We start from the raw sequence: 24,337 nt of genomic DNA, 5'->3' as shown, positions 1-24,337 counted from the left end.
AACTAGCGGTCAGATCCGAAGACATCCGGGTCTGGCCCCAGCCGTTTGCCGCTATCCAACTTCGAAATTGCCGTCAGTTCATCTTTGTGCAATTTAAAATCAAACACTTCAAAGTTTTCTCTGATACGCGCAGGAGTCACCGATTTCGGAATCACAATCAACCCACTGTCCAGATGCCAACGGATCACTATCTGTGCTGGCGTTTTGCTGTATTTCTGCGCTAATTGACGGATAACTGTCTGATCAAAAACACCATCGCCGCCTTGGGCCAACGGGCTCCAGGATTCTGTCGCAATATGATGCGTGGCATTCCAGGCATGAATTTGCCGTTGCTGTAGTAAGGGGTGAAGCTCAATCTGATTGACGGCAGGCGCAACGCCAGTTTCATCAATTAAGCGCTGTAGATGGGGGATATTAAAGTTACAAACACCGATACTGCGGATCAACCCTTGCTCTTTCAATGCGATCAGCTCGCGCCAGGCACTGACATAGCGATCTTGTGTTGGATCTGGCCAGTGGATCAGATAGAGATCCACATAATCGAGCTGAAGTTTTTTCAGGCTCTCTTCCAGAGCTTGTTGCGGATTATCCTGGTCGCTATTCCACAGCTTAGTGGTGATAAATAGCTTATCACGGGCGACATGTGCTGATCGCAGCGCCTGACCAACACCCTCTTCATTTTTATAAATAGCCGCAGTATCGATTGATCGATAGCCGACCTCCAGCGCCTTGCTGACAGCAAGTTGTGTTTCTTCAATACTTGCTTGCCAAACGCCAAGGCCGAGTTGTGGCATCAGATTTCCATCGTGCAATTTGATAATGGGTTGCGTCGCCATATTTATCTCCTTAGCATACGTACCCTTCGTATTCACAGTTGCAGGGAGGCCTACCACTGTGATGTCTTGGGGTAGTGATTGGGCTGTATCAGCCTGTTGCCGATTACCTAAGTTTAGTCGTGATGACTCGACTTATTAGTTTGCCTGGAAATAGCTCAAAGGCGGACTGTAAAGAACCATATTATTAACCTCTTAACATTCCGCCAAGCTATGACTGTTAGACCGCAGCTTCGTAGATACGTTTGCTATCGGCTAAAGTGATATCACCGTGCTCACCAAGCGCAGTCATACCATGCTCTTCTAGCTTTTTAATGAGCTCAGGAATGGTACTGCCATCCAGTTTGTAAGCGGACAAACGAGTGGCGACACCCATGCTTTCAAAGAAATCACGGGTCGCTTGAATGGCAGCATTAATACGTTGTTCTTCACTACCGCCATGTAGCCCCCAAACACGTTCTGCGTATTGCAGTAGTTTGGCGCGTTTTTGTTGTTTCTTCGCCACCAACAAAGCCGGTAATACCACCGCTAAAGTTTGTGCATGATCCAGCCCGTGACGTGCGGTCAGTTCATGGCCCAGCATGTGTGTCGCCCAGTCCTGCGGGACACCCGCGCCAATCAGGCCATTTAATGCCATGGTCGCGCTCCACATAATGTTGGCACGTACATTGTAATTTTTAGGGTCGCTTAAAGCTTTAGGGCCGTCTTCAATCAGTGTTAGCAGCAAGCCTTCAGCAAAGCGATCTTGTACCTTGGCATCGACCGGATAAGTCAGATATTGCTCGATAGTGTGAACAAAAGCATCGACCACGCCATTGGCGACCTGACGCGGTGGCAACGTATAAGTTACCTCTGGGTCCAGCACGGCAAATAGCGGCTGGACATGAGCGGAGAAGAAATGCTGTTTATCACCGGTGCTACGGCGGCTGATAACTGCGCCGTTGTTAGCTTCGGAGCCTGTGGCGGGTAAGGTCAATACTGAACCCATCGGCAGAGCTTCTTTGATATCGCTGCCAGTAGTTTCCAGAATATGCCACGGGTCTTGTAGATAATTGACGGCTGCGGCGATAAATTTAGTGCCATCCAATACAGAGCCACCGCCAACTGCCAGCAGGAAAGTAATTTTCTCTTTCCGGCAAACCTCAACCGCTTTCATCAGGGTTTCATAGGTAGGATTCGGCTCAATGCCACCAAACTCGAGGAAATCAAAGCCTTTCAGCGCTTGGTGAACCTGGTCAAGTACACCATTTTGTTTAATGCTGCCGCCGCCATAGGTAATCAAAATACGTGCATCAGCAGGAATTTCTTTAGTCAGTTGCGCGATTTGGCCAGTACCGAACAGCACTTTAGTTGGGGTATGAAGGGTGAAATTTTGCATGATTTGTCTTCCAGCGTTGGGTAATAAACAAGTTGGGTAATGAACAATAAGAACTAAAAGATTAGCTTATGGCGCAAGAGTTATTCGCCGCCGTATCAGTGATAGCCATTGTCGGTAACTTGATGCCATACCTCAATGCACATTCCTGCCTTGCTCTTGCCTATTTCTACAAAAGACTGTAGAAAACACGCAAAATATTGCACAATTTATGTCAGATCGTTTCAGATAGCAGAAACAGGCGAGGTCGCAATGGTTGAGGTTACTGATATCCAGGCACAGATGGCCGGGATGATTGCAGGTTTGGCTCAAGGCAATGGTTTAACCCCCAGCGCGGTGCCAAAAGTAAAAATTCTGTACTCCACCGTGCATCAACCGCGCACGCCAGTGATGTATACCCCGAGTGTGGTTATTATTTTTCAGGGTCATAAAGTGGGCTATCTGGGTAGCAAGGTGTTTCAGTACGATCCGAAGAATTACCTGATTCTGACAGTACCGTTGCCGTTTGAATGTGAAACCTTCGCCAGCCCGGAAGTGCCGTTGGCCGGTATTTCCATTCATATAGACAGCCAGATGTTACAAGACTTGATTATAGATATCGGTGATGACGAGTTAGACAAGCCTTTCGGCAATACCTCTGGCGTGAATTCATCGGCACTGACTGAAGAGATGCTATGCGCCACCGAGCGGCTACTGGATGTGATGTCTAATCCCCGTGATGCCAGAGTGCTTGGCCCACAAATCGTGCGAGAAATTATCTACTACGTGTTATGTGGTCAGTGTGGCGGGGCATTGCAGGCATTAGTTAATCGCCATGGTCATTTCAATCAAATCACCAAGACATTGCGGCGGATCGAAAATCAGTTCGCAGATAACTTGAATGTCGAACAATTAGCCGCAGATGTGAATATGAGCGTCTCGGCGTTTCATCATAATTTCAAAGCAGTGACTAATACCTCTCCATTGCAGTACTTGAAATCTTACCGTTTGCACCGCGCGCGAATGATGATATTGCACGATGGACTGAAGGCTAGCACCGCTGCAAATAAGGTGGGATATGAGAGCGCTTCACAGTTTAGTCGTGAGTTTAAACGCTATTTTGGCCTCACGCCGAGTGAGGAAGTGGCCAAGCTGCGTACTAACTGAGGTGATACCTACACAAAACGGCGCACTGAGCGCCGTTTAACTGCTCGAGCGGAAAAGATTACTCAGTCACACTTTTACGTTTACACCAGACCAACACCAGCGTGCCAACCAACCCCACCAGTAACAAGACAATCGGCAAAATCATCAATGCTGTCATGACTTGATTTTCATAGTGCTTAACCAGCGGAATATGGCTAAGTGCAAAGCCTAGCCCCACGACACTCCCCACCCATAGCAGCCCACTGAGCCAGTTAAAGAACTGAAAACGTGTGCTGTTTAAGCCGGAAATGCCTGCCAGAGTCGGCAATAAAGTCCGCACAAAAGCCAGGAATCGGCCAATAATCAGCGCTGCCAAACCGTGGCGCACAAACAGATTATGGGCGCGTTGACGATAATGAACCGGCAGCTGCAACAGCCACCGTTTTACCACTTTGGTATCTCCCAACCACAACCCTTGCAAGTAACTCAGCCAACAACCCAGGCTGGCCGCGGCGGTCAGAATTATCATGGTGGGTAAGAACCCCATGACACCTTTGGCAATTAATGCACCCGCCAATAGCAACAAGCTATCACCGGGGAGGAAAGAAGCCGGTAGCAAACCATTTTCTAAAAAGAGGGTGGTAAAGAGTATGCCGTAAATAACCCAAATCACATTCGGGTCGGCAAGTTTACTAAAATCCTGCTGCCATAAGGCATGAAGGATTTCGCGTAATACATCCATTTCTGTTCCTGTTTGCCTATCGTGTGAGGATATTGTTGTGAGGTTTTACCTAGTGTATCCGTAATGGCGCTGGTCCACATTGATCTTATCCTCAATAACCAAATTTTTGAGGGTATATATACGTGCTGTTGATACTATTTGTGTAAGAGAGGATTAATGCGCAGGTATTGTCACCGCGCATTAATCCCTATCACTCAGAAATTTTACTGCGTAGCTTTGATGCGCTCAAACCCAGCGGTTAAATCGTCCTGCAAATCTTGTACATTTTCCAGTCCAATGTGCAGGCGGAACAGTGTGCCTTTGATTCCCTCTCCCTCATATTTGCGGATTGCCCGGATATCCTTGGGCTGATAACCCAGAATCAAGGACTCAAATCCACCCCATGAGAAAGCCATACTGAAATGGGTAAAGTGGTCGAGATAGGCCTCTAGCTGTTGCTGAGTTAGCTCTTCTTTTAATTCAAAAGAAAACAGGCCATTGCAGCCGGTAAAATCTCGTTGGTAGAATTCATGCCCTTTACAGCCGGGCAGTGCGGGGTGATAAACCGCAGCAACTTCCGGTCGCTGTGCTAGCCAGTTGGCGATTTCAATACTGTTTTTTTCGTGCTGCTTTAAGCGCACACCTAAGGTACGTAACCCTCGGCTGGCAAGATAAGCGGTATCGGCATCCACCATTTGCCCCATCAGGTATGAGTCTTCCCGCAGTTGCTCCCAACAACGCTCATTGGCAACCGCAATCCCCAGCATGGCATCAGAATGACCAATAATATATTTAGTGCCTGATTGGATGGAGATATCAATATCAAAATCCAAGGCTTTAAACAGCACCCCAGCCGCCCATGTGTTGTCCATCATGATAATCATTTCAGGAGCAACCGCACGGATAGCTTTCACTATGGCGGGGATATCTTGCACTTCCATGGTGATGGAACCGGGTGATTCAAGGAAAACCACTTTGGTTTCCGGTGTGATTAATGAGGCTATCTCCGAGCCCATCATAGGATCAAAATAAGTGGTGGTGATATTCATGCGCGATAAGATTTTATCGCAAAAACTTTGCGCCGGTTCATAGGCCGAGCCGGTCATCAAGACGTGATCGCCTGTGGAAACAAAGGACAAAATGGCATTGCTGATAGCCGCGGCACCACAAGGATAAAGCACACAACCTGCGCCACCTTCGAGTTCAGTCATCGCTTCTTGCAAGGAGAAGTGGGTTAGCGTGCCTCTGCGGCCATAGAATAACTCACCATTACCGCGATTAATCGTGGCATGCTTTTTCGCTTTCACCGAGTCGAATACCAGAGAAGATGCGCGCTGAATAACGGTATTGACCGAGCCTTGGGTAAATCTCTTACTCCTGCCCGCGCTAACTAAGGTTGTTTCCAGTTTTTCTGTCGTAGGTTTATTTGCAGACATGTCGCGTTGCCACCTTCTTATCAGCGTGCCCATTATTCTATGGTCAGCATTCATTATAGGAATGTATTTATCCCTTACGTTAGCATGATGATTGTGGTGTGAGAGCAGCTTTTACCATGAAAAAAAATCAATAGGGCGACTCGCTGTTTTCTGGAGGTTTGCGATGGAAAAATGTTGTGTAAGTGGCGAAATAGGAAATTTATTAAGGTGTTGTTGTGAGGTGATTCCTGAATAAATATGAGCGTACCTTATGCAGTTAATCCTTTTTCATTTTTACATAGCGTGTCATTCAGTCTTTACAGTTAGGATCACCTCTCCGTTTATCATGCTGCGTAGTCCCTGATATCAGGGCAATTCTTATTTTTTCTCAAAAAATAGGCGTAAATACTAATGATAATTACTATCAATCCCCCATTTGTTTGATATGATCGGCAGCTGATTTCGTCCTTAAATTGATCTGTATATTGGGTGGAGGCACAGCGTGAAAACAGCTGGCAAAAAGATTAAAGATAAATCATTCGTGCAAGGCCGAATGATGAAAGGCGCGATGGCATTATTGCTGGTGGCAGGTTTAACCGGTCATGCATTCGCCGCGCCAGGCAACAGCGGTGCAGTTGCTGCATCTGCATCTGTTACAACACCAACAACGGCAACTTCAACACCGCTACCTGCGCCGGAAATCACCCCAGTCGCGGCAACTCCTGCTAATGCAGACACTGTTGCTCCTGCCACATCCGCGCCAGCGGTTCAGCCACTAACGGCTCCAGCACCACAAGGGCTGGCAATGGACCTCTCTGTTTGGGGCATGTATCAACATGCCGACGTGGTGGTTAAAGGCGTAATGATTGGTCTGGTACTGGCATCCATCGTGACCTGGACCATTTTGTTCTCCAAAGGTACCGAGTTATTCCGTGCACGTCGCCGCTTACAGCAAGAGCATGAGGTTATCGGCGCGGTCACTGACCTTGATACTGCATCCGAGCGGGCAGCGGCTTTTTCTTCTGAGAGTATCAGCGGTCTGTTACTGCGTGAGGCGCAAAATGAGCGTCTACTATCGGCAGAATCGAATGATAACAACGGTATTAAAGAACGTACTGCTTTCCGTCTGGAGCGCCGAGTGGCTGCCATCAGCCGCCAAATGGGCAAAGGCAACGGTTTCCTGGCAACCATCGGTGCTATTTCTCCGTTTGTCGGCTTGTTTGGTACGGTTTGGGGCATCATGAACAGCTTTATCGGTATTGCCCACTCACAAACAACCAATCTGGCGGTTGTTGCTCCAGGTATCGCAGAAGCGTTGTTGGCGACAGCTCTTGGCTTGGTGGCCGCAATTCCTGCGGTGGTTATCTATAATATCTTCGCTCGCTTGATTGGGTCTTATCGTGCTCAGGTAGGGGATGTCGCCGCACAGGTATTATTGCTACTGAGCCGTGATCTTGATTTGAGCAGCAGCGCTGAAGCAAAGTCTCCTAAGCAACCTCATCAATTGCGTGCGGGGTGATTTATGGCCATGCGGATGAACGATAACCTTGATGAAAGCGGTGAACTGCACGAAATTAACGTGACACCTTTCATTGATGTCATGCTGGTATTGCTGATTATCTTTATGGTGGCAGCGCCATTGGCCACAGTTGATATCAAAGTGGATTTACCAGCATCTTCAGCGGTACCACAGCCGCGGCCAGAGAAACCGGTCTTTCTGACAGTAAAAGCCGATAATCAGCTTTATGTCGGCGATCAGCAGGTTGACCGTGAGACGCTGGCGGCAGCGCTGGATAAAGTGACCCAATCTAATAAAGAAACCACTATCTTCTTCCAGGCAGATAAAGTGGTGGATTATGAAACTCTGATGAGTGTGATGGATGCACTGCGTAAATCAGGTTATCTCAAGGTTGGGTTAGTTGGCATGGAAGCGGGTGGCGCGAAATAATCAATAATAGGCGCGGTAGTTATTACCGCGCCTGATATTGGTGATTGGAGATTATTGTTTGGGAGTATTACGTCCGACCTCACTTGTTTCTGACACGTTAACGGCTTGTTGTAGTTCAAGCTCCAGTTCATGAGCATTATGAGCTTCGTAGTAATTATCTTCACCAACGCATTGTTTCCAGTTAATATATTCAGGTGCATTTACATTCTTTTCCGGTGAATATGCAATGGCAATAAATACCATTTGAATACCATTCTTTATAATCATCTCACACATTCCTTCATCTATAAGTGTTTTGCTGATAAAAAATCCTTTATTTGGTAACTTTGTCGAGTTATAGGTATCCATACCATCTGAAAGAATGATCATTAGTTTTTTATGGCCATTATCAGCTGTCTCCTTAAATATGTTATTAGCCGAGAGTATCCCTGAGCTTATTAGCGTCCCCCCTAATGGAACCATTTCTATTATCTTTTCTATACTATAATCAAATTGTTCTCTCTCTAGTGAGTATGAGTTTGTACCACTTAGGCAAATCTCTTTGTGTTTGATATCATGCATAGGGATATCAATGGTTCGTACATTTTCAGTAATTGACATAATTGTCTTTTTATAGTCAATATGATCGCCGATTACATCCAAAAAAGTCCAAGCGTCCTCTGTGGCCTCTGCATTTTCTGACAGATAATCACCGTTAGGCTTATATATCTTTGGTGAAAAAGGTAAATGGCAATATTCTTTGTTTTCTCCATTTTCTGAAACTTTTCTTTTTGTTCCCGATCCGAAAGGGATAAAACCTATAGTATTAACATTACTATTATTTTTAATAGCATCATGCAATATTATAAATGCCGATCTTAAGGCATTTATTCGTTCGCCATTTTTTATGCTCACGTCATCAGAAAAACTTTGCAACATTGAACCTGAATAGTCAGCGACAAAAACTACATCAGTCGGCTTACTGACTTTTGTGGTTTTATTTTTTATGGCCTCACCATTATCTGTGGTTTGTATATTACTAATGGCGTTGGTAAGAGGACTCCGGCCTAAAAATTTGACAGGATAAGTCATAGTAACAGCGGCATTGTATCCAAGATAGTTGTTATTATCATCTATATTAATTATCGGGTCTGAAAACCCCTCAGAGGGTAAATAGGCATTAGCATAAGATAAAACCAATTCCCTGTTTTTTGTTTGTTGAGCCGCATTGGGTATTCCATCATTTTCTACGGTTAGCGCTAATGTGGCTTGCTCAATAGCATCTGATAGTTTGGCTTTTTTTTGTAAAAAAATTGAAACTTCAAAAATTATAAAAGTAAGTGCAATAAAAAAAGGGAATATAATAATGAAAGACACTAGGATAGCGCCATGTTCATTTTTCTTAAACTGGGTGAGGCGATTAAACTTACGAATGATATCTGTATTAGTCAAAATAAATAGCCTTTATCATATAAATTATGCGTTATCGCCCGATAGTAATCGCCGATGATTTGATCGCAGGAGCCGGTGTTTCGGGGCTAAATAGAGTGCTATACCAAGGTATAGTCGGTAGACATAAGGTCACCTGATAAAGCGGTATCCATCGGCCAGTATTCCCATAGGGTGATAAGCTATCCATTTCATGCAATGGTTGGGTGGGGTTACAAGCAACCGTTCCAGCGCTAAGTAACAAACTATTTCTCTCGTCTATAATTTTATCTATTAGGTCCGGGGAGTCAGTGTCATTAAAATGTAAGGTTTCTATTTTTATCGCAATATTATTATAATGCGCACCTGAATTTAATAGCATTTTATCCGTTAGCTGTTTTAATTTTTCAACCTGTGCCTGTGTCAATACATTATCATTGTCGTATAATCTTGCCCGCTCCCGGACGATTCCAGCAATAGAATATGAAATACGATCTAATTTACCCACGGTCGATTGATATGCAGCCATAGATAATAATAACTTTATAAATAGTGCAATAATTGAAACAATAAAAACCAGCTCAAGAATTACAGCCCCTTTATTGTTGATGATAAATTCATTTTGATTAATTTTCTTGAACAAAAATCACCTCACGTCGTAATAGAGTATTGGCAAAAACAGAGGAGATAGGGAAAAAAATAGGTTGATATGAATAGATGACAGTGTATTTAGCCAGTGGCAGTGAATCATCATTATGTCTGCCGCCGGAAATAATCTCATTAAGATTATTTCCTATATCATTACCAATACTATCGAAAAGGCTATCATTTATTATGTCATCAATGCTATTACTGAAGACAACTTGAGTAATTATATTTTCATTTGTTATAAATGCCCCAAAAACACCTGTTTGAGTGATGAGTTTTTGTCGTACAATTGTATTGTAAGTTGTTCTATCATCCTTGCTTTTGTTTTTAGCGGCCTTTGTTGCTTCTGAGACAGCCAAATCTAGGTTAGAGGAAATATAAAACAGACGTGCCATCTCAGCACTTGATAGCAATATAAATAAAAACAACACAAATAATATTGAAAATTCAATCGTAATGGAGCCTCTATTTGAGCGAAAAAAAGTCATAATATTTTCACTCATTATTTTATTTCTCGAGTCAAACTCTCTGGACGTAGGCTGGCAACTTGGCTCAGGGCTAATACTAACTGGTCTGGATTGTCAGACATCTTTTCGGCTACGATTATTTTTTTAGCATATTGGATATCACCTAACTGAACTAGTGAGAACACCAGATTATGTAACATTAAACGGCCTCTTTTTCCGGCCAAATAGTCTGGTAGTAATATTCTAACGGCATCGGTGTAACGGTCATCAAGCATTGCGACTACAGCGAGATTATTCATTGCGATTTCATCAGAAATAAATAAAGCGCGTGATTTTTCAATGGCAATTTCAGATTTATGTATTTCACCCTCATTAGCTAAAATAATGCCATTTAGATTATGAGCTTCTGCATTATTAGGTGAAATCGCTAATAACTTACTCACCACAATTTTAGCCCCGTCATTATTATTGTTATTGATCAGGTTCTTGGCTTGTAGCATGTAAATTGATGCGTTTTCCTTATGGGATATTGGCTGCAAGTAATATAAAGAGGACTTACTATCACCAGTAAGATAGTAAGCATTTGCCAGTTTTAGTCGAATTGATTCATCTTCTTTTACTTTTAATTTATTGCGATATAAAGTAATTAAACCAGCATGGTTATTGGCTTTAAGTAAAATACTTTCACGATAATAAAATTCTTTATTACTAATATTATTATTAGAACAACCACTTAAAATAAAAGTAAAAATTAAAAAAATAATTATGGTGTTAAGTTTTTTATTCATATGCAAGTAGCTCCAAAACGCTTGGTGATATAACTAATATAATAAATGGAATAAGAATAAATAAGAATAATGGAATGGTCAGTTTCGCTGTTAATTTACTTATTTTTTCTTCAGTGACCAATAACTGCATTTCCCTAATATCTTGAGATAACTTAATCAGTTGTTCGTAAACAGTGGCCCCAAAACTGATACTATATTGTAGTGCACTACAAAACATTCTTATTTCTAGCTCAGTAGAAGACTGATGGAATTCTTTAATAGCACTTTCTAAACCATTAATTTCTGCCCTCCGGGTTACTTTTAGCATAATTAAACTTAAGTCTGCATTAATTAGTTCAAATTTTTTTGCTGTATAACTCAGAGAACTGTCAATTGTCATCCCGGATTGAACACAGGCAGCAGTTATATCAATAAAGAATGGAAGCGACTTTAGTAAAGATTTATTTCTGCTAGTTATAATATTTTTCACTATATATTTAGGGAGGTATAACATCATGATAAGCATAATAACCCCCACTATAAGAATATTTTTCAGATTGATTGAGAATAAGTTTAGTGCTGTTAAAACTACGGTTACTACCAGAGATATAATTATTATTATCAACTTAAAATAGGCAATGTTATATAAAAAAAAAGGTAACTTTATAGTATTGTAAATATAATTTTCTTTTGAGTTTTCTTTTTCGGTATTTTTTGTTTTGCTATTTACCCTTTCCTGATTATTTATTGCATTGTAAGTTGATAATCTGTTGTTTTTATTTTTATTTTTAAAGAAAACGATGCAGCCAAATACTAATATAATAATAAATAATAATATTTTCATGTCGATTTACCTAGCATTTTTCTTATTAAAATAATTCCAATAATCTCACTGGTGATAATGTAGTAATATATCATTCTTCCGATAGGGTGATCCCACATGGATTCTATAGTAGTAGGATCAATAAAATAAAGTAAAAAAGAAAATGCAATAGGCATTATGGATATAATATTTACTGACATCCGTACTTGTGCAGTCATTACCGCTTTTTTTTGCTCGGTAGTTTTATTTTTATTAATTACTTCAGATAAACGGTTGGTTAGCTCTCTTAACTGTCCACCTTGCTGTAGATTAAGTAAAGTTATAGTAATAAGAAAATAGAATTCTGGATGTTTAAATCTTTGATAAGAATCATAAAAAACAGCCTCAGGAGACTCCCCAACATTCAGTCGACGGCAAATAAGGCTAAACTCATTCCCTAATGGACCACTAATTTCTTGGCCACAGCGTTCTAATACTTGATTAATACTGGCACCGCTACTCGCTGCCATGTTAATCATCAACAGAGCTTCAGGAAAATCTTTTTTAAAAAGAGTGTGATGTCTTTTTCTTGACAACCTCAATTGAAAGTATATAACACTTATCATTATAAAAAATAAAATAATAAGAGTGTTGAAATTAAACCAAAAGTAATTAACTGCATAAATGCATATTGAGTATATTACCGGGGTTAATATGTGTAATGTATTTTTCTCTTTAAGAATTGTAGATAAATAAGTAAACCATTCTTTAAGTATTCTCTTGGAAGATGCAATAAAAAAATATCCATTGTCGGATTTTATTTTCTTTATTCTTTTCTCTTTTATAACAGATCTTTTTATTTTTAACCATTTTATGTTATTTATTATTAACAATAGTAGACCTGATGATAATATTATTATGTAGTAAATCATTTATCCACCAAAGAAAAAATACCATTTAATTCATTTGATAAGTTATAGATATCGGCATTTATTCTTACAGAAGAGCGACTCAGTAAGCCATGATTAACGAAATCCCCTTGAATTTTGCCTTCTTGTCCACGTTCTTTAGCGGGTTTAAATGAAAAAATATCTTGTAATACAACATTATCGCCCTCCATTCCCATGATCTCACTGATGTGACATAATTTTCGTGAGCCATCATTCATCCGCGAAACTTGAACAATAAGGTTGATCGCTGAAGCGATATTACGACGAATGGTAAATATAGGCATATTAACCGGGCCCATCATAATCATACTTTCGAGCCGTGCAACAGCATCTCGGGGAGAATTAGCATGCAGCGTTGACATGGAACCATTATGGCCGGTGTTCATTGCCTGAAGCATTTCAAAAGTTTCTTCACCTCGACACTCCCCGATAATAATCCGATCAGGGCGCATACGCAGTGAGTTAATCACTAAGTCTCGCATTGTGATCTGTCCGGTATTTTCCAACCCTGCCAGTCGTGTCTCCATCCGTACCACATGCGGTTGTTCAAGATTCAGTTCTGCTGCATCTTCTAAAGTAATCACCCTTTCATTTTCAGATATATACTTTGATAGTGCATTGAGTAATGTTGTTTTACCTGAACCAGTTCCTCCAGAGATAATAATATTAACCCGACAACTGGCAGCAATAATCAGAAAATTAGCCATATCACTGCTCATAGCGCCCATATCGACCAAGTCTTCTAATTTTCGTTTGTTACTACTGAATTTTCGGATCGAAAGTACTGTCCCGTCCAATGTAATAGGGCTTATTGCTACATTGATGCGACTACCATCAATTAAACGTGCATCGGCCAGGGGGCGGCTTTCATCAATACGCCGATTGGCCCTCTGCATTAAACGTTTGGCAATATCCGTCAGTTGAGCATTATTAATAAAACGGCGAGAGGTTAAGGTGATCAGCCCATAGCGTTCAATAAATATTTTTTCGGGGCCATTAACCATAATATCACTAATAGAGTCATCCTCCATAAGTTCTCTTAATGGGCCAAATCCAGTAATTTCATCCGCAATCATAGAAATTATTTTTTTCTGATCTTGAGTTGTTAACTTATAGTCATTATCATTAAATAAATCATCAAGTGTTTGTGAAAGTAATTCACTAAGTTTGCTATAATCGTCAACAAGATATTCAACCTTATCTATATCAATATTGGCTAGTAGTTTCTCTCTAATTAATTCTTGCGTATTCAATGATACTTTCACTGTTTATTTCCCCTTTTTATTTTAGTGATGCTGCTATCTTATTTATCCATGATTTACCATTTTTTGATAAATGAATATTTATACCTAATGTATTCTTAGCTAAATCAATTATCTTTACTTTGCTTCTGCCAAAATAATTTTTGTCAACTAATGACTCTTTTGTTTTCGATATATATGGTATTTGTGTGTCAATCTTACGACCTAATAAAGATTGTATGTCAGATGTATTTAACATATTTTTTGCTATAGGCCTGCTTTCATTTAAACAAACTATTAATCGAGTGGTTTGTCTATTATCTCGTTTGAAACGATCATAAATATCAATGAAATCTTTAGCCACACGAACAGACGTCATACTATTGTCGAGTAATATAATAATACAATCAGAGTGTTCTATGTAACCCGCTAGTTTTTCCTTTGGTGAATTATGGATAGATTGGTCAAACACAATATAATTATGCTTTCTACCAATTTTAATATCAATATCACTTAACTCGTTTCCTTTGCATAGCATAATATCAATGTTTTTATGATATTCATTTATCTCTGATGTCATCTTTTTCTCTGTAACAAGATCAAGATCTTGAGACCCTTGATTACCTTGTAATAACAAAGTGGGGGATTTTTTTATTTGAGTTATTTCACAAGAAAAATGATAACTAAGGAGTGTGGTACCAATGCCTCCTTTACATCCTAATATACTGATGAAAAAAGCTTTTCTTTCTGATTCAATTGGAATCCCTTTGAGCAAGTGTTGTGTCAGCTCAATTGACTGTGATTGCACGTTTAAGTATAAAATCCCTCGTTCAGTAAATTTCTGTGCGATACTAATCGAATCAATATCACCGACTAATACACACCAACAGTCTCGTGGTGTATTACTTTTTATTAAGCTTAACGTTTTTTCAACGTCCTGATTGTTACCGATATCAATAATAAAACCGACAGTTTTCTCAGGGGTATTAATAGTCGATAAATTAAAAATATCTTTATCAATTTCTTTAATGTCGTTAATGTCTGCCAGTCGTATTTTTTCAGATATTTTCTCTATAACCCATTTTCTAGTGGATACAATCACAATATTACTTTTTATTTTATTATCTTTTCTATTGATTAATTCTTTGTTGAGGATTAATTGCATATGTCACCATTATCTCTGGAGTTTTTTCTATTGATATCTGATGCGCAGCCCATTTTTTTATTTTTATCCGTGCGGTAATCATTAATATTATAGTTGCAAGATTTATATTGAATTTTAAATCTATTATCTTTGCATTTGTTAGCATTTTCTATAATTGGTTTATTTTTTACTACTAATACTGATGTACGATCATTATCCATGGGGGTAATTGTTCTTCCTGCATAAATATAATTTGAAAATAATAAAAGACCGATTATTATTAATAACTTCATTTTATAAATCCTCCTTTGCGTATAAACTCTTTAGCCATTTTTTCTCTTTTTACTTCCATGATATGAGTAAAGTTAAAAAAACGCTCAAGTGTTGAGGTATGCATGAAATTGGGGAGCTCTACTTCTTTCTCTGACACGGGTCGCACCAAATTCACGGTAGCCACAACGACCAATTCAGTTTGGTTTTTCCGAGTCTCAGCATTTCGGAAGAATGCGCCTAAAATAGGGATATCACCTATAAATGGGATTTTTTTCAGCGATTCCCGCTCTGAGCTGCTGATCAGACCCCCTAGAATAAAACTTTCGCCATCACCTAGTTCCAGGGTGGTTGCAGCCTTACGAGTCCTGAATGAAGGGTAAGCATTTCCTCCATCGATATTAAACACTTTATCTATACTACTTACTTCTTCATCCAGCATGATGCGGATGCGTTTTTTCTCATTAACTTTGGCTCCGATATTGAGTTTTATGCCAAATTCTTTATAAGTAATCACAGTGCTATTTTGCGTGGTATTAACCATAGGGAGCTCACCGCCTACTAAAAATGAGGCACTTTCTCCTGATAATACTGATAGATTAGGTTCGGCTAAAACACGGGCTATGGAGTCATCATTAATGGCATGGACTAATGCGCTAATACCCCTTGCGCTGAAATTATTTAAACTATTCAATTGAAATGAACCTGAAAAATTCCCTATAGTACTCCAATCTACTCCAATGTTTTCACTAAAGTCTTTGGTGACTTCTGCAATAGTCAATTTCACATTAACTTGGTTAGTACCCATAAGCTTTATTTTATTGATGATCCCATAATACTCTGGGGTATTAAGATATTGGCTATCAGTATCTATTGTTTTTTTACTGCCGATGGCTTCGCCAATGATACTGACAATAGTATCTTTTGCCTCTTCTGACTCCGCCATTCCTGTCAGGATATAGCTGGTGCCTATCTTATTAATTTCAATGTCACTTTCAGGATATTCAATTTGTATTCTTTTATTCGCGGCGGCAATGGTATTATTCACTAACACGGCTGATTTTTTAATAGGCTGATTATTCTGATTGAATAGAATAAACTCTGCCGTCCCTTCCTGTTTGGCATAAACAATAATACTATTTTTACCCACTAACTCATAGTCAGCGATAGCCGCCGCAGAAACAAAAACAGTATCTATTTCCTCTTGTGTATTAATAATGTAGGATTCCCCAACAGATAAATAAACTGGTTTGGCATTCGCTCTATTTACTGCTATTTGGCATGAAATAATAATGAATAGAAAAAACAGTATATTCTGGTTGAAATACTTTGTTCTGGCTACTTTCATCCTCTTAACTCTCTTATTGTACGCAACTCTGGCAATATATCATGTAAGTATTTTGATTTATGTTTTTCATCGTCAATGCTTGGTGTCAAAATAATGTCACCGGATGCTTCTGCCAGATAGATCAAATCAAGATCCTGCATGTTGATAATGACCTCTATATAACCAGATAACGTCTCTTCAGTCTTTTGATTCTTACCGTTTATTTCTGATAATTCGCTTTCTGAGTACTTTTTTATTCTTACTATTTCCATTTTTTGGATGAGTTTACTGAGTGAGTAACTTTGTCTTTGTCTATCGTTCATACCTTTTTTATTAATAGTGGTTCCATTATCCATGCCCTTTCTCTTATCTGTCTCAAGGGTTCTCAATTGAAATGAAAGCCAATCTCCAATATTTAATGAATCTAGCAAATACTCATCTTGTTTTTTTAAATTAAATTTATAGATAACATTACCTTTTTTTAAAATAAGATGATTAAACTCATCACTATCAGGTGAAATTAGCATGTTTTTAGTGAGGTAAGATCCAGAGAGAACATTTTCTTTCAATAAGTAGCTGTTAATGTCGGTACTGTTCGATATATTACTTTCAACTAATTCACTTGATTCCTTAACCGAGAGTTTTTTTATGGCGTAATCTTGTCTTCTTAATATTGTTCCTGAGGGGAGGTCATGGGTTGATTGTGCCAATGCTATATTGACTTCTTTTTCACTATCCAATTCGGATGAGTTATAAAGTTTTTTTTCATCATTATCGATATTAATCAGAATTCCTATAATGCCAACTACGACAATTAAAAGCGAAAGTAATAAAATAAACTTACGATTCATTATAATATCCTTTTTTTGTTTAAATGTCTGTTTGTTATTTTAGATGATAAACGACAATAAAAATCCAGCAGAAATAGCCACAGCATAAGGAACTCCGTGCTGTTTAATATCCTCCCTATTGACGAGCATACCTATTATCATTACTACGCCGCCCATAATTGCAGTGTAGAGAATGAAGTCCAGCGACTGCGTTGTGGTTAGTGCAAATAACAACACAGTGATTAGCTTGACATCACCTCCACCAATAAGATCGAAATAAAATATGATATAGCCAATTAGTAATGCACTGAGGGGAATAATAATATTAACCGCTTGATGAGTAGCCAAACCTAAGGCCACTGTATTGATAGCGATAGTGATAATAAAATTATTGCTAATAGTTCGATGACGGATATCGCTATAGCAGACGAACAGTAGTTGCAATATTAAAAATGTATTTAATAATACGTTAAGGATATCCAATATACTACCCTGATATATGAGTAAGCACGATAGTATCAGGCTACCGTGCTTATGAGGTAAATTTATATTTATTTAACGAGTGCTTTTATATCTGTCATCGTTTTTACTACTATAGTCTTCAAATCAGTTTTCACTAAGGACAGTAATAAAGCTGCAACTGCAATGATCATAACGTATTCAATGACTGTGCCACGTTTATCTTGCATAAATTCTTGTACATTAACTTGCGCGGTAACATAGCCTTTAGTGATTAAGTTCATCATAATATATTTTCCTTGTTAAATGCATTGGGATTCTTCCCGGTTTTTAAAATAAGAATTGAGTAGGTGTATCGCTACTACCCGAATTGATATTTTCATAATCACCTCGTTCGTAGTGGTAGCTATTAAATATTTTATCTGGTGGAAAATCCTTTTTTTACCATCATTTGATCTTCATAAATTATATTTATTTTAGCTGAAGTATTAAGGATTGGGTTTGTCACCACCGAGTAAGATAATAATGACTAATGCTGAGAGAAATGAGAGCCAGCAAAAAGAAAAAAAAGCGAGTAATGAAATCAATTTTTTCCAACGGTAACTTTGCAAGAAATTCTGTTTGCTGGCTGGCTGAAGAGTCTGTGGAATGACACTCTCCGGTGGTAAAGAAGGGATGTCTATCTGAGGGGGGGCAGGGAGAATAGCTATCTGCTGTATATCATTATTGTCTTGCTGCTTTTCAGGCTCTTTGTAAACCGTTATCTGGCTTACTGAACCGGTATAGCGAACTCCTTTGCGCGGAATAGTATGAATAAGGGATTCTTTCAGTCCAACCTGAATAAATGCCTTACGCAACATATAAAGTTGCCCATAATAACTACTTTCACTGACAGCCCCACGCTGTTCTTTCCATACTTGATTGATAATCTGTTCTTTTTCAGTGACTCCGTTAAGCAACAGCTGTAAAAACCTAAGATTATTTTCAGTTAACATGACGACTAAACCATTAGGGCCATTTAAACAGCGTTGTGCGGGAGAAAATAGCACCGTTCCTTCTAGTTTAAACACAATCTCATTTGTCTCCATTTTGGCAGCTACCTATTCTGTATAAGGTGTATATTTATCTTGATCGCTTTAAGATCTCATCTCACCTTGCGTAAATAAGATTTATGCTAAGTGAGTATTTCTCTTTAATATTGTGTGCGTTGAAAATAGTCGTTGTACCATGTCATTACGATTTAAATGGTTGTTAATTTGCTTATGTCTATTTTTATTTTAATTCTTAAATGTCTTTAAATAACGACCCGACGTATTCTTGCATGATGTAATTGTGATTAACAAGAAGATATTGAGCATGGATATGCTATTTATTATCATTAATTATCACGGTTTATTATTTGTTTATTATTTTCTATTTGTCACTTGATTGTGATTTTCACACAACTCTTCTGTATTATTAATGAATTCTTCAATTTTTCAATCTCAATATATTAAATATAATATTTCTCTTTCCTATAATGACATAGTAAGTAGATGAAGAATGAAATAGCACTAAGTTAAGCCGAGGGTTGGAGTAGACTGTATCAGTCTTAGTGATGCAACTGCTTGAGATATAGTGAGGCCATAATGACCATGGATCTGTTTTCTCAGTTACCCAATGAACCTTGGGTCGAAGAGTTAGCCCCTGGAGCTTTTGTTTTACATCATTTTGCCCAAGAGCAGGCATCCTCGCTGTTGGCTGAGATCACAACTATTACCACTGTAGCTCCCTTTCGGCATTTAATTACCCCAGGTGGCTACCGGATGTCGGTTGCCATGAGTAATTGTGGTTCGTTGGGATGGGTCAGCGATGTTCGGGGTTACCGCTACAGCTCGATTGATCCGTTAACAGAATTGCGCTGGCCTGCCATGCCGCAAAGTTTTATGTCGTTGGCGGTTGCTGCGGCGCAACAAGTTGGTTTTGTGGATTTTCAGCCCGATGCCTGTTTGATAAATCGTTATGAGGTGGGGGCTAAGTTATCCTTGCATCAAGATAAAGATGAGTTGGATTTACGCCAACCCATTGTCTCCATTTCGTTGGGCCTGCCAGCGGTATTTCAATTTGGTGGTGCATCTCGTGAGGCTAAATGTCAGAGAGTTTTATTGAGCGAAGGCGATGTGGTGGTGTGGGGCGGGCCGTCTCGTTTGAATTATCACGGTGTATTGCCGATTAAAGCAGGATTTTCTCCCACTGCGGGAGCATACCGGATTAACTTAACCTTTCGTCGTACTGGACGGGCTGAGAAGTTATGAGGAATCAATAAGAAAGCCCTGAGTCCTGCAAACCAGAACGCAGGGCTATGGTAATACTTTTGAGATTTAGTGTTGTTTACTGTCTTTTTTATGTAGCAACATATACACCGCCGGAATAACCAGCATAGAAAGTAATGGCGCGCTCACCATCCCACCGATCATCGGGGCGGCGATGCGCTGCATAACTTCCGAACCGGTACCACCTCCCCACATAATGGGCAACAAACCGGCCATAATCGTGGCAACTGTCATGGCTTTGGGGCGAACTCGCAATACCGCACCTTCGTGAATGGCAGCACTCATCTCATTGGCCGTCATCGGTATACCGGGCCGTTGATGTTTTTTCACTGCCTGATTGAGATACAGCACCATGATCACGCCGAACTCTGCCGCTACCCCCGCCAATGCAATAAAGCCGACTGCGGCAGCAACTGAAAAGTTATAGCCCAGCCCATAGAGCAACCAGACCCCACCAATCAAGGCAAACGGCAGGGTTGCCATAATCAAAGCGGCATCACGGACACTGCTGAAAGTGACATACAACAACACGAAAATGATCATGAGAGTGACCGGCAGGACAATTTTCAGTTTCGCGGTTGCCCGCTCCAGATATTCAAATTGCCCAGACCAACTGAGCGAGACGCCCTCCGGCAGTTTGACTTGCTGAGCGACGGCCTGCTGCATATCTGTGACAGCTGATTTTAAATCCCGACCTCGCAGATCGACGTAAACCCAATCGGATAAGCGCGCATTTTCACTTTTCAGCATCGGCGGGCCTTCTGTGACTTTAATATCCGCCAGTTCAGATAATGCCACTTGCCCGCCACTGGCGGTGACAACCGGTAAGTCGCGTAATTTCTGTAGTGAATCACGAATTTCCCGTGGATAACGCAGATTGATGGGATAGCGCTCGCGGCCTTCAATGGTTTCACCGATGTTTTGCCCGCCAATCACGGTTTCCACCAACGATTGCAGCTCTTTAACCGAAACACCATAGCGGGCGGCTCGTTTGCGATCGATGTCGATATCCACATAGCGGCCACCGGCCAGTCGTTCAGACAGCGCTGAGGTTACGCCCGGCACTTTACGTACCACCTGCTCAATTTGCTGTGCCACCTGCTCAATTTGCTGCACATTTTTGCCGTTCACTTTGATCCCCACTGGGCTTTTGATCCCGGTAGATAGCATGTCCAGCCGATTACGGATCGGTGGCACCCACAAATTGGCAATACCGGGCACATTGACCGTAGCGTCCAGTTCCTCGATCAACTTATCCATGGTCATGCCCGGCCGCCATTGATTTTTGGGTTTAAACCGAATGGTGGTTTCGATCATAGTGAGTGGCGCGGGATCGGTGGCTGTTTCTGCACGTCCGGCTTTACCAAACACGGTATCCACTTCGGGTACTGTTTTGATTAAACGATCCGTTTGTTGCAGCAAATAGCTGGCTTCTCGCACTGAAATTCCCGGTAAGGTTGAGGGCATATACAGCAAATCGCCTTCATCCAAAGCGGGCATAAACTCGCTGCCCAAGCGGCTTAGTGGGTATAAGGTTGCCAGCAATAACATCCCTGCAACGGCTAGGGTAGTTTTGGGTCGAGTCAGCACCGCGGTCAATACCGGATGATAAAGGGCGATGAGCCAGCGGTTAATCGGATTCGTATTTTCGTCAGGAATTTTCCCGCGAATAAAGTACCCCATTAATACCGGCACCAACGTTATCGCTAAACCGGCAGAAACCGCCATGGCATAGGTTTTCGTAAAGGCCAGTGGGGAAAACATCCGCCCCTCCTGCGCCTGTAGGGTAAAGACCGGAATGAATGACAAAGTGATAATCAATAAACTGCAAAACAGAGCCGGGCCGACTTCAATCGCCGCCTGCTCTGAAATGCGCCAATAATCTTGGCTGACGGGTGTTTGACCGGGGTGATCCCGCCGCCATTGTTCTAATACTTTGTGCATGTTTTCGATCATGACGATCGCCGCATCCACCATGGCACCAATGGCTATGGCGATGCCGCCCAGCGACATAATATTGGCATTAACCCCTTGATAGTGCATAACAATAAAGGCACCAAGGATGCCAAGGGGCAGGGTGATGATGGCTACCAGCGCCGAACGGAAGTGGAACAAAAACAGCGAGCAGATAACCGCGACCACTAAAAACTCTTCCAACAACTTAAATGACAAGCTGTCGATGGCCTGAGTAATCAGGTGTGAGCGGTCATAAACCGGCACAATTTCCACTCCGGCGGGTAAGCTGCGCTGAATCTGTTGTAGCTTCTCTTTCACGCCGTTGATGGTTTCTAAGGCATTTTTGCCGTAGCGCATCACAATGATGCCGCCAGCGACTTCTCCTTCACCGTTCAATTCTGCCACGCCGCGCCGCATTTCTGGCCCCATGCGCACGCTGGCAACATCAGACAGTAAAATAGGAATGCCATCACGGGCGGTAATCACAATATTTCTAAAATCATCCGGCGTTTTCAGGTAGCCGCTGGCGCGTACCATATATTCGGCAGCCCCCATTTCCAGCACTGAGCCGCCGCCTTCCTGATTACTGTCGGCAATGGCACTGGCGATTTGCTGATGAGATAGATTCAGTGCACGCATCCTTTCCGGATCAAGAATCACCTGATATTGGCGTACCATGCCGCCGACACTGGCAACTTCCGACACATTGGGCACCGTTTTCAACTCAAACTTCAGTGTCCAATCCTGCAATGCGCGTAAATCGGCCAGGCTGTGTTTGCCGGTTCTATCAATTAACGCATATTCATAAATCCAGCCGACGCCAGTGGCGTCTGGCCCCAGTGCCGCTTTGGCCTCGGCGGGCAGGGTGGATTGCACTTGGCTGAGGTACTCCAGTACCCTTGAGCGCGCCCAGTAAGGATCGGTACCATCATCAAATAAAACATAGATATAGGCATCGCCAAACATGGAAAAACCGCGCACAGTTTTAGCTCCGGGTACCGACAACATGGTGGTAGTCAGCGGATAAGTGACCTGATCCTCCACCACTTGTGGGGCTTTGCCAGGGTAACTGACACGAATGATCACTTGCGTGTCCGATAAGTCTGGCAACGCATCCAGCGGGGTTTGTTGCAGTGACCAAATCCCCCAGGCAGCCATCATTACTGCGCCCAGCAGCACCAACAGCCGGTTGCGCAACGACCAGCGAATAATGGCGGCAATCATAAGTGACTCCCATGAATATCCATGTTGTTATTGGTTTTTACCGGTTGGATCTGACGGATCTGCGCGCCTTGCTCAGTCAACGTAAAGGTGAAATTGACTTCACTACCAACGTGGATATCCGCTGATAGTTTGCCCGGTGGCAGCAGGAAATCCATCGTCATCGCGCCCCATTTCAAGGCGGCTATCGGGCCATGCGAAAGCGTGATTGTTGAGCCATTAATCGCATTGACCTCCCCTTGTACCGAGTAAATATCGACCGGCGCTGGTGCGGTGTTATCAACGGCTGGCACCACGGTTTCTGGGGTGTCAGCCATTTGCGGCAGGGCACTTTGCAAGCTGGCTTCTGAATCAATCAGGAACTGCCCGGAGGTCACCACCAACTGACCATGACTCAGCCCCGATTTGATTTCTACCCAACCGTCCTGAGTTTGCCCGGCACTGACTTCAACCGGCTTAAAGTGACCATTTCCTTCCGCCAGTAATACGGTGTTGCGGCTGCCCGTCATCAATAAGGCTTCCTGTGGAATGACCAGCACCGGTTCAAGCGTATCTGTTTGTGTCGATTGCACATTCAGGTACATACCCGGTTTGAGCTTTTGTTGTGGGTTTTCCAAGGTGATACGCGCTTTCAGAGTGCGGGTTGCGAGATCCATATTGGGCAATAATTCACTGATTTTGCCGTGGAAGGACTCACCCGGCCAACTGGCCGTAGTCGCAGTAACTTCACTGCCGATCCGGACTAAACTGGCTTGCGATTGCGAATAATCCATCACGATCCACACCGGATCGAGGCTGGCTAACTCAAACAGGGATTGCGTTGCTGTGACTTGCGAACCGGCACGGATATCCAGTTTATTGACATAACCATTGGCGGGGGAGCGCAGTGTCACCCGAGTTTGTGGCTGACCACTTTTTTCGACACTGCGAATCACCTCTTCTGGCATAAATTGCAGCTGTAGCCGCTGACGTGCCGCCGCAGTCAATGCACCGTCCCCCAATTTGCGGATAGCCAGATACTCTTGCTGAGCAGCACTCCAGTCGGGAACCCATAACTGCGCCAAGGGTTGATTTTTTGTCACTGGCTGCTGATTGGCGCGTACATATAATTGCTCGATA

General features: G+C 41.7%; 24 protein-coding genes. 4 read left to right on the top strand and 20 right to left on the bottom strand.

Annotated elements, in window-relative coordinates:
- Positions 1–2: 2 nt before the first annotated feature.
- A complete protein-coding gene (dkgA, locus tag ACNSO8_RS19925; RefSeq protein ID WP_411919390.1) occupies positions 3–836 on the bottom strand; it encodes a 2,5-didehydrogluconate reductase DkgA in 834 nt (277 codons plus the stop codon).
- Between the two features lie 217 nt (positions 837–1,053).
- Entirely contained in the window at positions 1,054–2,211 is a 1,158-nt protein-coding gene (gene yqhD, locus ACNSO8_RS19920) for an alcohol dehydrogenase (protein WP_418395640.1), read from the bottom strand.
- A gap of 249 nt (positions 2,212–2,460) precedes the next feature.
- Here yqhD and ACNSO8_RS19915 point away from each other — a divergent pair, with 249 nt between their 5' ends.
- Positions 2,461–3,354: an AraC family transcriptional regulator gene (locus tag ACNSO8_RS19915; RefSeq protein WP_019082333.1), complete on the top strand. Its 894-nt coding sequence runs from the start codon at positions 2,461–2,463 to the stop codon at positions 3,352–3,354.
- Positions 3,355–3,412: 58 nt separating this feature from the next.
- Here ACNSO8_RS19915 and ACNSO8_RS19910 read toward each other — a convergent pair whose 3' ends face one another.
- Positions 3,413–4,075, bottom strand: a complete 663-nt coding sequence (locus ACNSO8_RS19910; protein WP_005160739.1) for a DedA family protein — start codon at positions 4,073–4,075, stop codon at positions 3,413–3,415.
- Positions 4,076–4,278: 203 nt separating this feature from the next.
- Positions 4,279–5,490, bottom strand: coding sequence for a cystathionine beta-lyase (metC, locus tag ACNSO8_RS19905; protein ID WP_221872011.1), 1,212 nt, complete (start codon positions 5,488–5,490; stop codon positions 4,279–4,281).
- Between the two features lie 481 nt (positions 5,491–5,971).
- Here metC and exbB point away from each other — a divergent pair, with 481 nt between their 5' ends.
- Together exbB and exbD are read left to right on the top strand one after the other, a co-directional pair.
- The gene (gene exbB, locus ACNSO8_RS19900) at positions 5,972–6,988 is read left to right on the top strand and encodes a tol-pal system-associated acyl-CoA thioesterase (RefSeq protein WP_019079104.1); all 1,017 of its coding nucleotides are present in this window, start codon (positions 5,972–5,974) and stop codon (positions 6,986–6,988) included.
- A gap of 3 nt (positions 6,989–6,991) precedes the next feature.
- A complete protein-coding gene (gene exbD / locus ACNSO8_RS19895; RefSeq protein WP_019079103.1) occupies positions 6,992–7,417 on the top strand; it encodes a TonB system transport protein ExbD in 426 nt (141 codons plus the stop codon).
- A 51-nt stretch (positions 7,418–7,468) separates the two neighbouring features.
- Here the strand turns inward: exbD and ACNSO8_RS19890 are convergent, their stop codons facing one another.
- The 14 genes from ACNSO8_RS19890 to ACNSO8_RS19825 all read right to left on the bottom strand — a co-directional run bounded on the left by ACNSO8_RS19890 (position 7,469) and on the right by ACNSO8_RS19825 (position 18,817).
- Positions 7,469–8,848 (bottom strand): TadE/TadG family protein, encoded by a 1,380-nt coding sequence (locus ACNSO8_RS19890; RefSeq protein WP_418395639.1) that lies wholly within the window; start codon positions 8,846–8,848, stop codon positions 7,469–7,471.
- Positions 8,849–8,879: 31 nt separating this feature from the next.
- Entirely contained in the window at positions 8,880–9,467 is a 588-nt protein-coding gene (tadF, locus tag ACNSO8_RS19885; protein WP_418395638.1) for a tight adherence pilus pseudopilin TadF, read from the bottom strand.
- Positions 9,451–9,975: a TadE/TadG family type IV pilus assembly protein gene (locus tag ACNSO8_RS19880; protein WP_019082338.1), complete on the bottom strand. Its 525-nt coding sequence runs from the start codon at positions 9,973–9,975 to the stop codon at positions 9,451–9,453. Before ACNSO8_RS19880 ends, tadF begins: the two co-directional genes overlap by 17 nt.
- Positions 9,975–10,727 (bottom strand): tetratricopeptide repeat protein, encoded by a 753-nt coding sequence (locus ACNSO8_RS19875; protein ID WP_263700266.1) that lies wholly within the window; start codon positions 10,725–10,727, stop codon positions 9,975–9,977. Before ACNSO8_RS19875 ends, ACNSO8_RS19880 begins: the two co-directional genes overlap by 1 nt.
- A complete protein-coding gene (locus ACNSO8_RS19870; protein ID WP_263700267.1) occupies positions 10,720–11,550 on the bottom strand; it encodes a type II secretion system F family protein in 831 nt (276 codons plus the stop codon). The genes ACNSO8_RS19875 and ACNSO8_RS19870 overlap by 8 nt, the downstream gene beginning before the upstream one ends.
- The gene (locus ACNSO8_RS19865; protein ID WP_418395637.1) at positions 11,547–12,440 is read right to left on the bottom strand and encodes a type II secretion system F family protein; all 894 of its coding nucleotides are present in this window, start codon (positions 12,438–12,440) and stop codon (positions 11,547–11,549) included. The genes ACNSO8_RS19870 and ACNSO8_RS19865 overlap by 4 nt, the downstream gene beginning before the upstream one ends.
- Positions 12,437–13,723: a CpaF family protein gene (locus ACNSO8_RS19860; protein ID WP_019079097.1), complete on the bottom strand. Its 1,287-nt coding sequence runs from the start codon at positions 13,721–13,723 to the stop codon at positions 12,437–12,439. The genes ACNSO8_RS19865 and ACNSO8_RS19860 overlap by 4 nt, the downstream gene beginning before the upstream one ends.
- Positions 13,724–13,739: 16 nt before the next feature.
- Complete coding sequence (locus ACNSO8_RS19855) at positions 13,740–14,864, bottom strand: pilus assembly protein CpaE (protein ID WP_046050226.1); 1,125 nt, start codon at positions 14,862–14,864, stop codon at positions 13,740–13,742.
- Positions 14,855–15,136 carry a hypothetical protein gene (locus tag ACNSO8_RS19850; RefSeq protein ID WP_019079095.1) on the bottom strand — a complete coding sequence of 94 codons (282 nt, stop codon included), beginning with the start codon at positions 15,134–15,136 and terminating at the stop codon, positions 14,855–14,857. The genes ACNSO8_RS19855 and ACNSO8_RS19850 overlap by 10 nt, the downstream gene beginning before the upstream one ends.
- Positions 15,133–16,461 carry a type II and III secretion system protein family protein gene (locus ACNSO8_RS19845; RefSeq protein WP_418395636.1) on the bottom strand — a complete coding sequence of 443 codons (1,329 nt, stop codon included), beginning with the start codon at positions 16,459–16,461 and terminating at the stop codon, positions 15,133–15,135. Before ACNSO8_RS19845 ends, ACNSO8_RS19850 begins: the two co-directional genes overlap by 4 nt.
- Positions 16,458–17,291: a hypothetical protein gene (locus ACNSO8_RS19840; RefSeq protein WP_019082340.1), complete on the bottom strand. Its 834-nt coding sequence runs from the start codon at positions 17,289–17,291 to the stop codon at positions 16,458–16,460. The genes ACNSO8_RS19845 and ACNSO8_RS19840 overlap by 4 nt, the downstream gene beginning before the upstream one ends.
- Before the next feature lie 39 nt (positions 17,292–17,330).
- Positions 17,331–17,753 (bottom strand): A24 family peptidase, encoded by a 423-nt coding sequence (locus tag ACNSO8_RS19835; protein WP_019079093.1) that lies wholly within the window; start codon positions 17,751–17,753, stop codon positions 17,331–17,333.
- A gap of 68 nt (positions 17,754–17,821) precedes the next feature.
- Positions 17,822–18,016, bottom strand: a complete 195-nt coding sequence (locus tag ACNSO8_RS19830; RefSeq protein WP_019079092.1) for a hypothetical protein — start codon at positions 18,014–18,016, stop codon at positions 17,822–17,824.
- Positions 18,017–18,217: 201 nt separating this feature from the next.
- Positions 18,218–18,817 (bottom strand): winged helix-turn-helix domain-containing protein, encoded by a 600-nt coding sequence (locus ACNSO8_RS19825; RefSeq protein WP_046050229.1) that lies wholly within the window; start codon positions 18,815–18,817, stop codon positions 18,218–18,220.
- 540 nt (positions 18,818–19,357) lie between these two features.
- On the opposite strand from ACNSO8_RS19825, the gene alkB reads away from it, so the two are divergent.
- The gene (alkB, locus tag ACNSO8_RS19820; protein ID WP_418395635.1) at positions 19,358–20,023 is read left to right on the top strand and encodes a DNA oxidative demethylase AlkB; all 666 of its coding nucleotides are present in this window, start codon (positions 19,358–19,360) and stop codon (positions 20,021–20,023) included.
- A 66-nt stretch (positions 20,024–20,089) separates the two neighbouring features.
- Here alkB and ACNSO8_RS19815 read toward each other — a convergent pair whose 3' ends face one another.
- Positions 20,090–23,221 (bottom strand): efflux RND transporter permease subunit, encoded by a 3,132-nt coding sequence (locus ACNSO8_RS19815; protein WP_019082344.1) that lies wholly within the window; start codon positions 23,219–23,221, stop codon positions 20,090–20,092.
- Positions 23,218–24,337: efflux RND transporter periplasmic adaptor subunit (locus tag ACNSO8_RS19810; protein ID WP_418395634.1), on the bottom strand; the 1,120-nt coding region annotated here is incomplete at its 5' end. The genes ACNSO8_RS19815 and ACNSO8_RS19810, both read right to left, overlap by 4 nt.

The organism is Yersinia sp. LJYL362 (assembly GCF_048323875.1).
The sequence above is the reverse complement of the archived record's forward strand: the minus strand, read 5'-3'. Positions and strand labels throughout refer to the sequence as shown.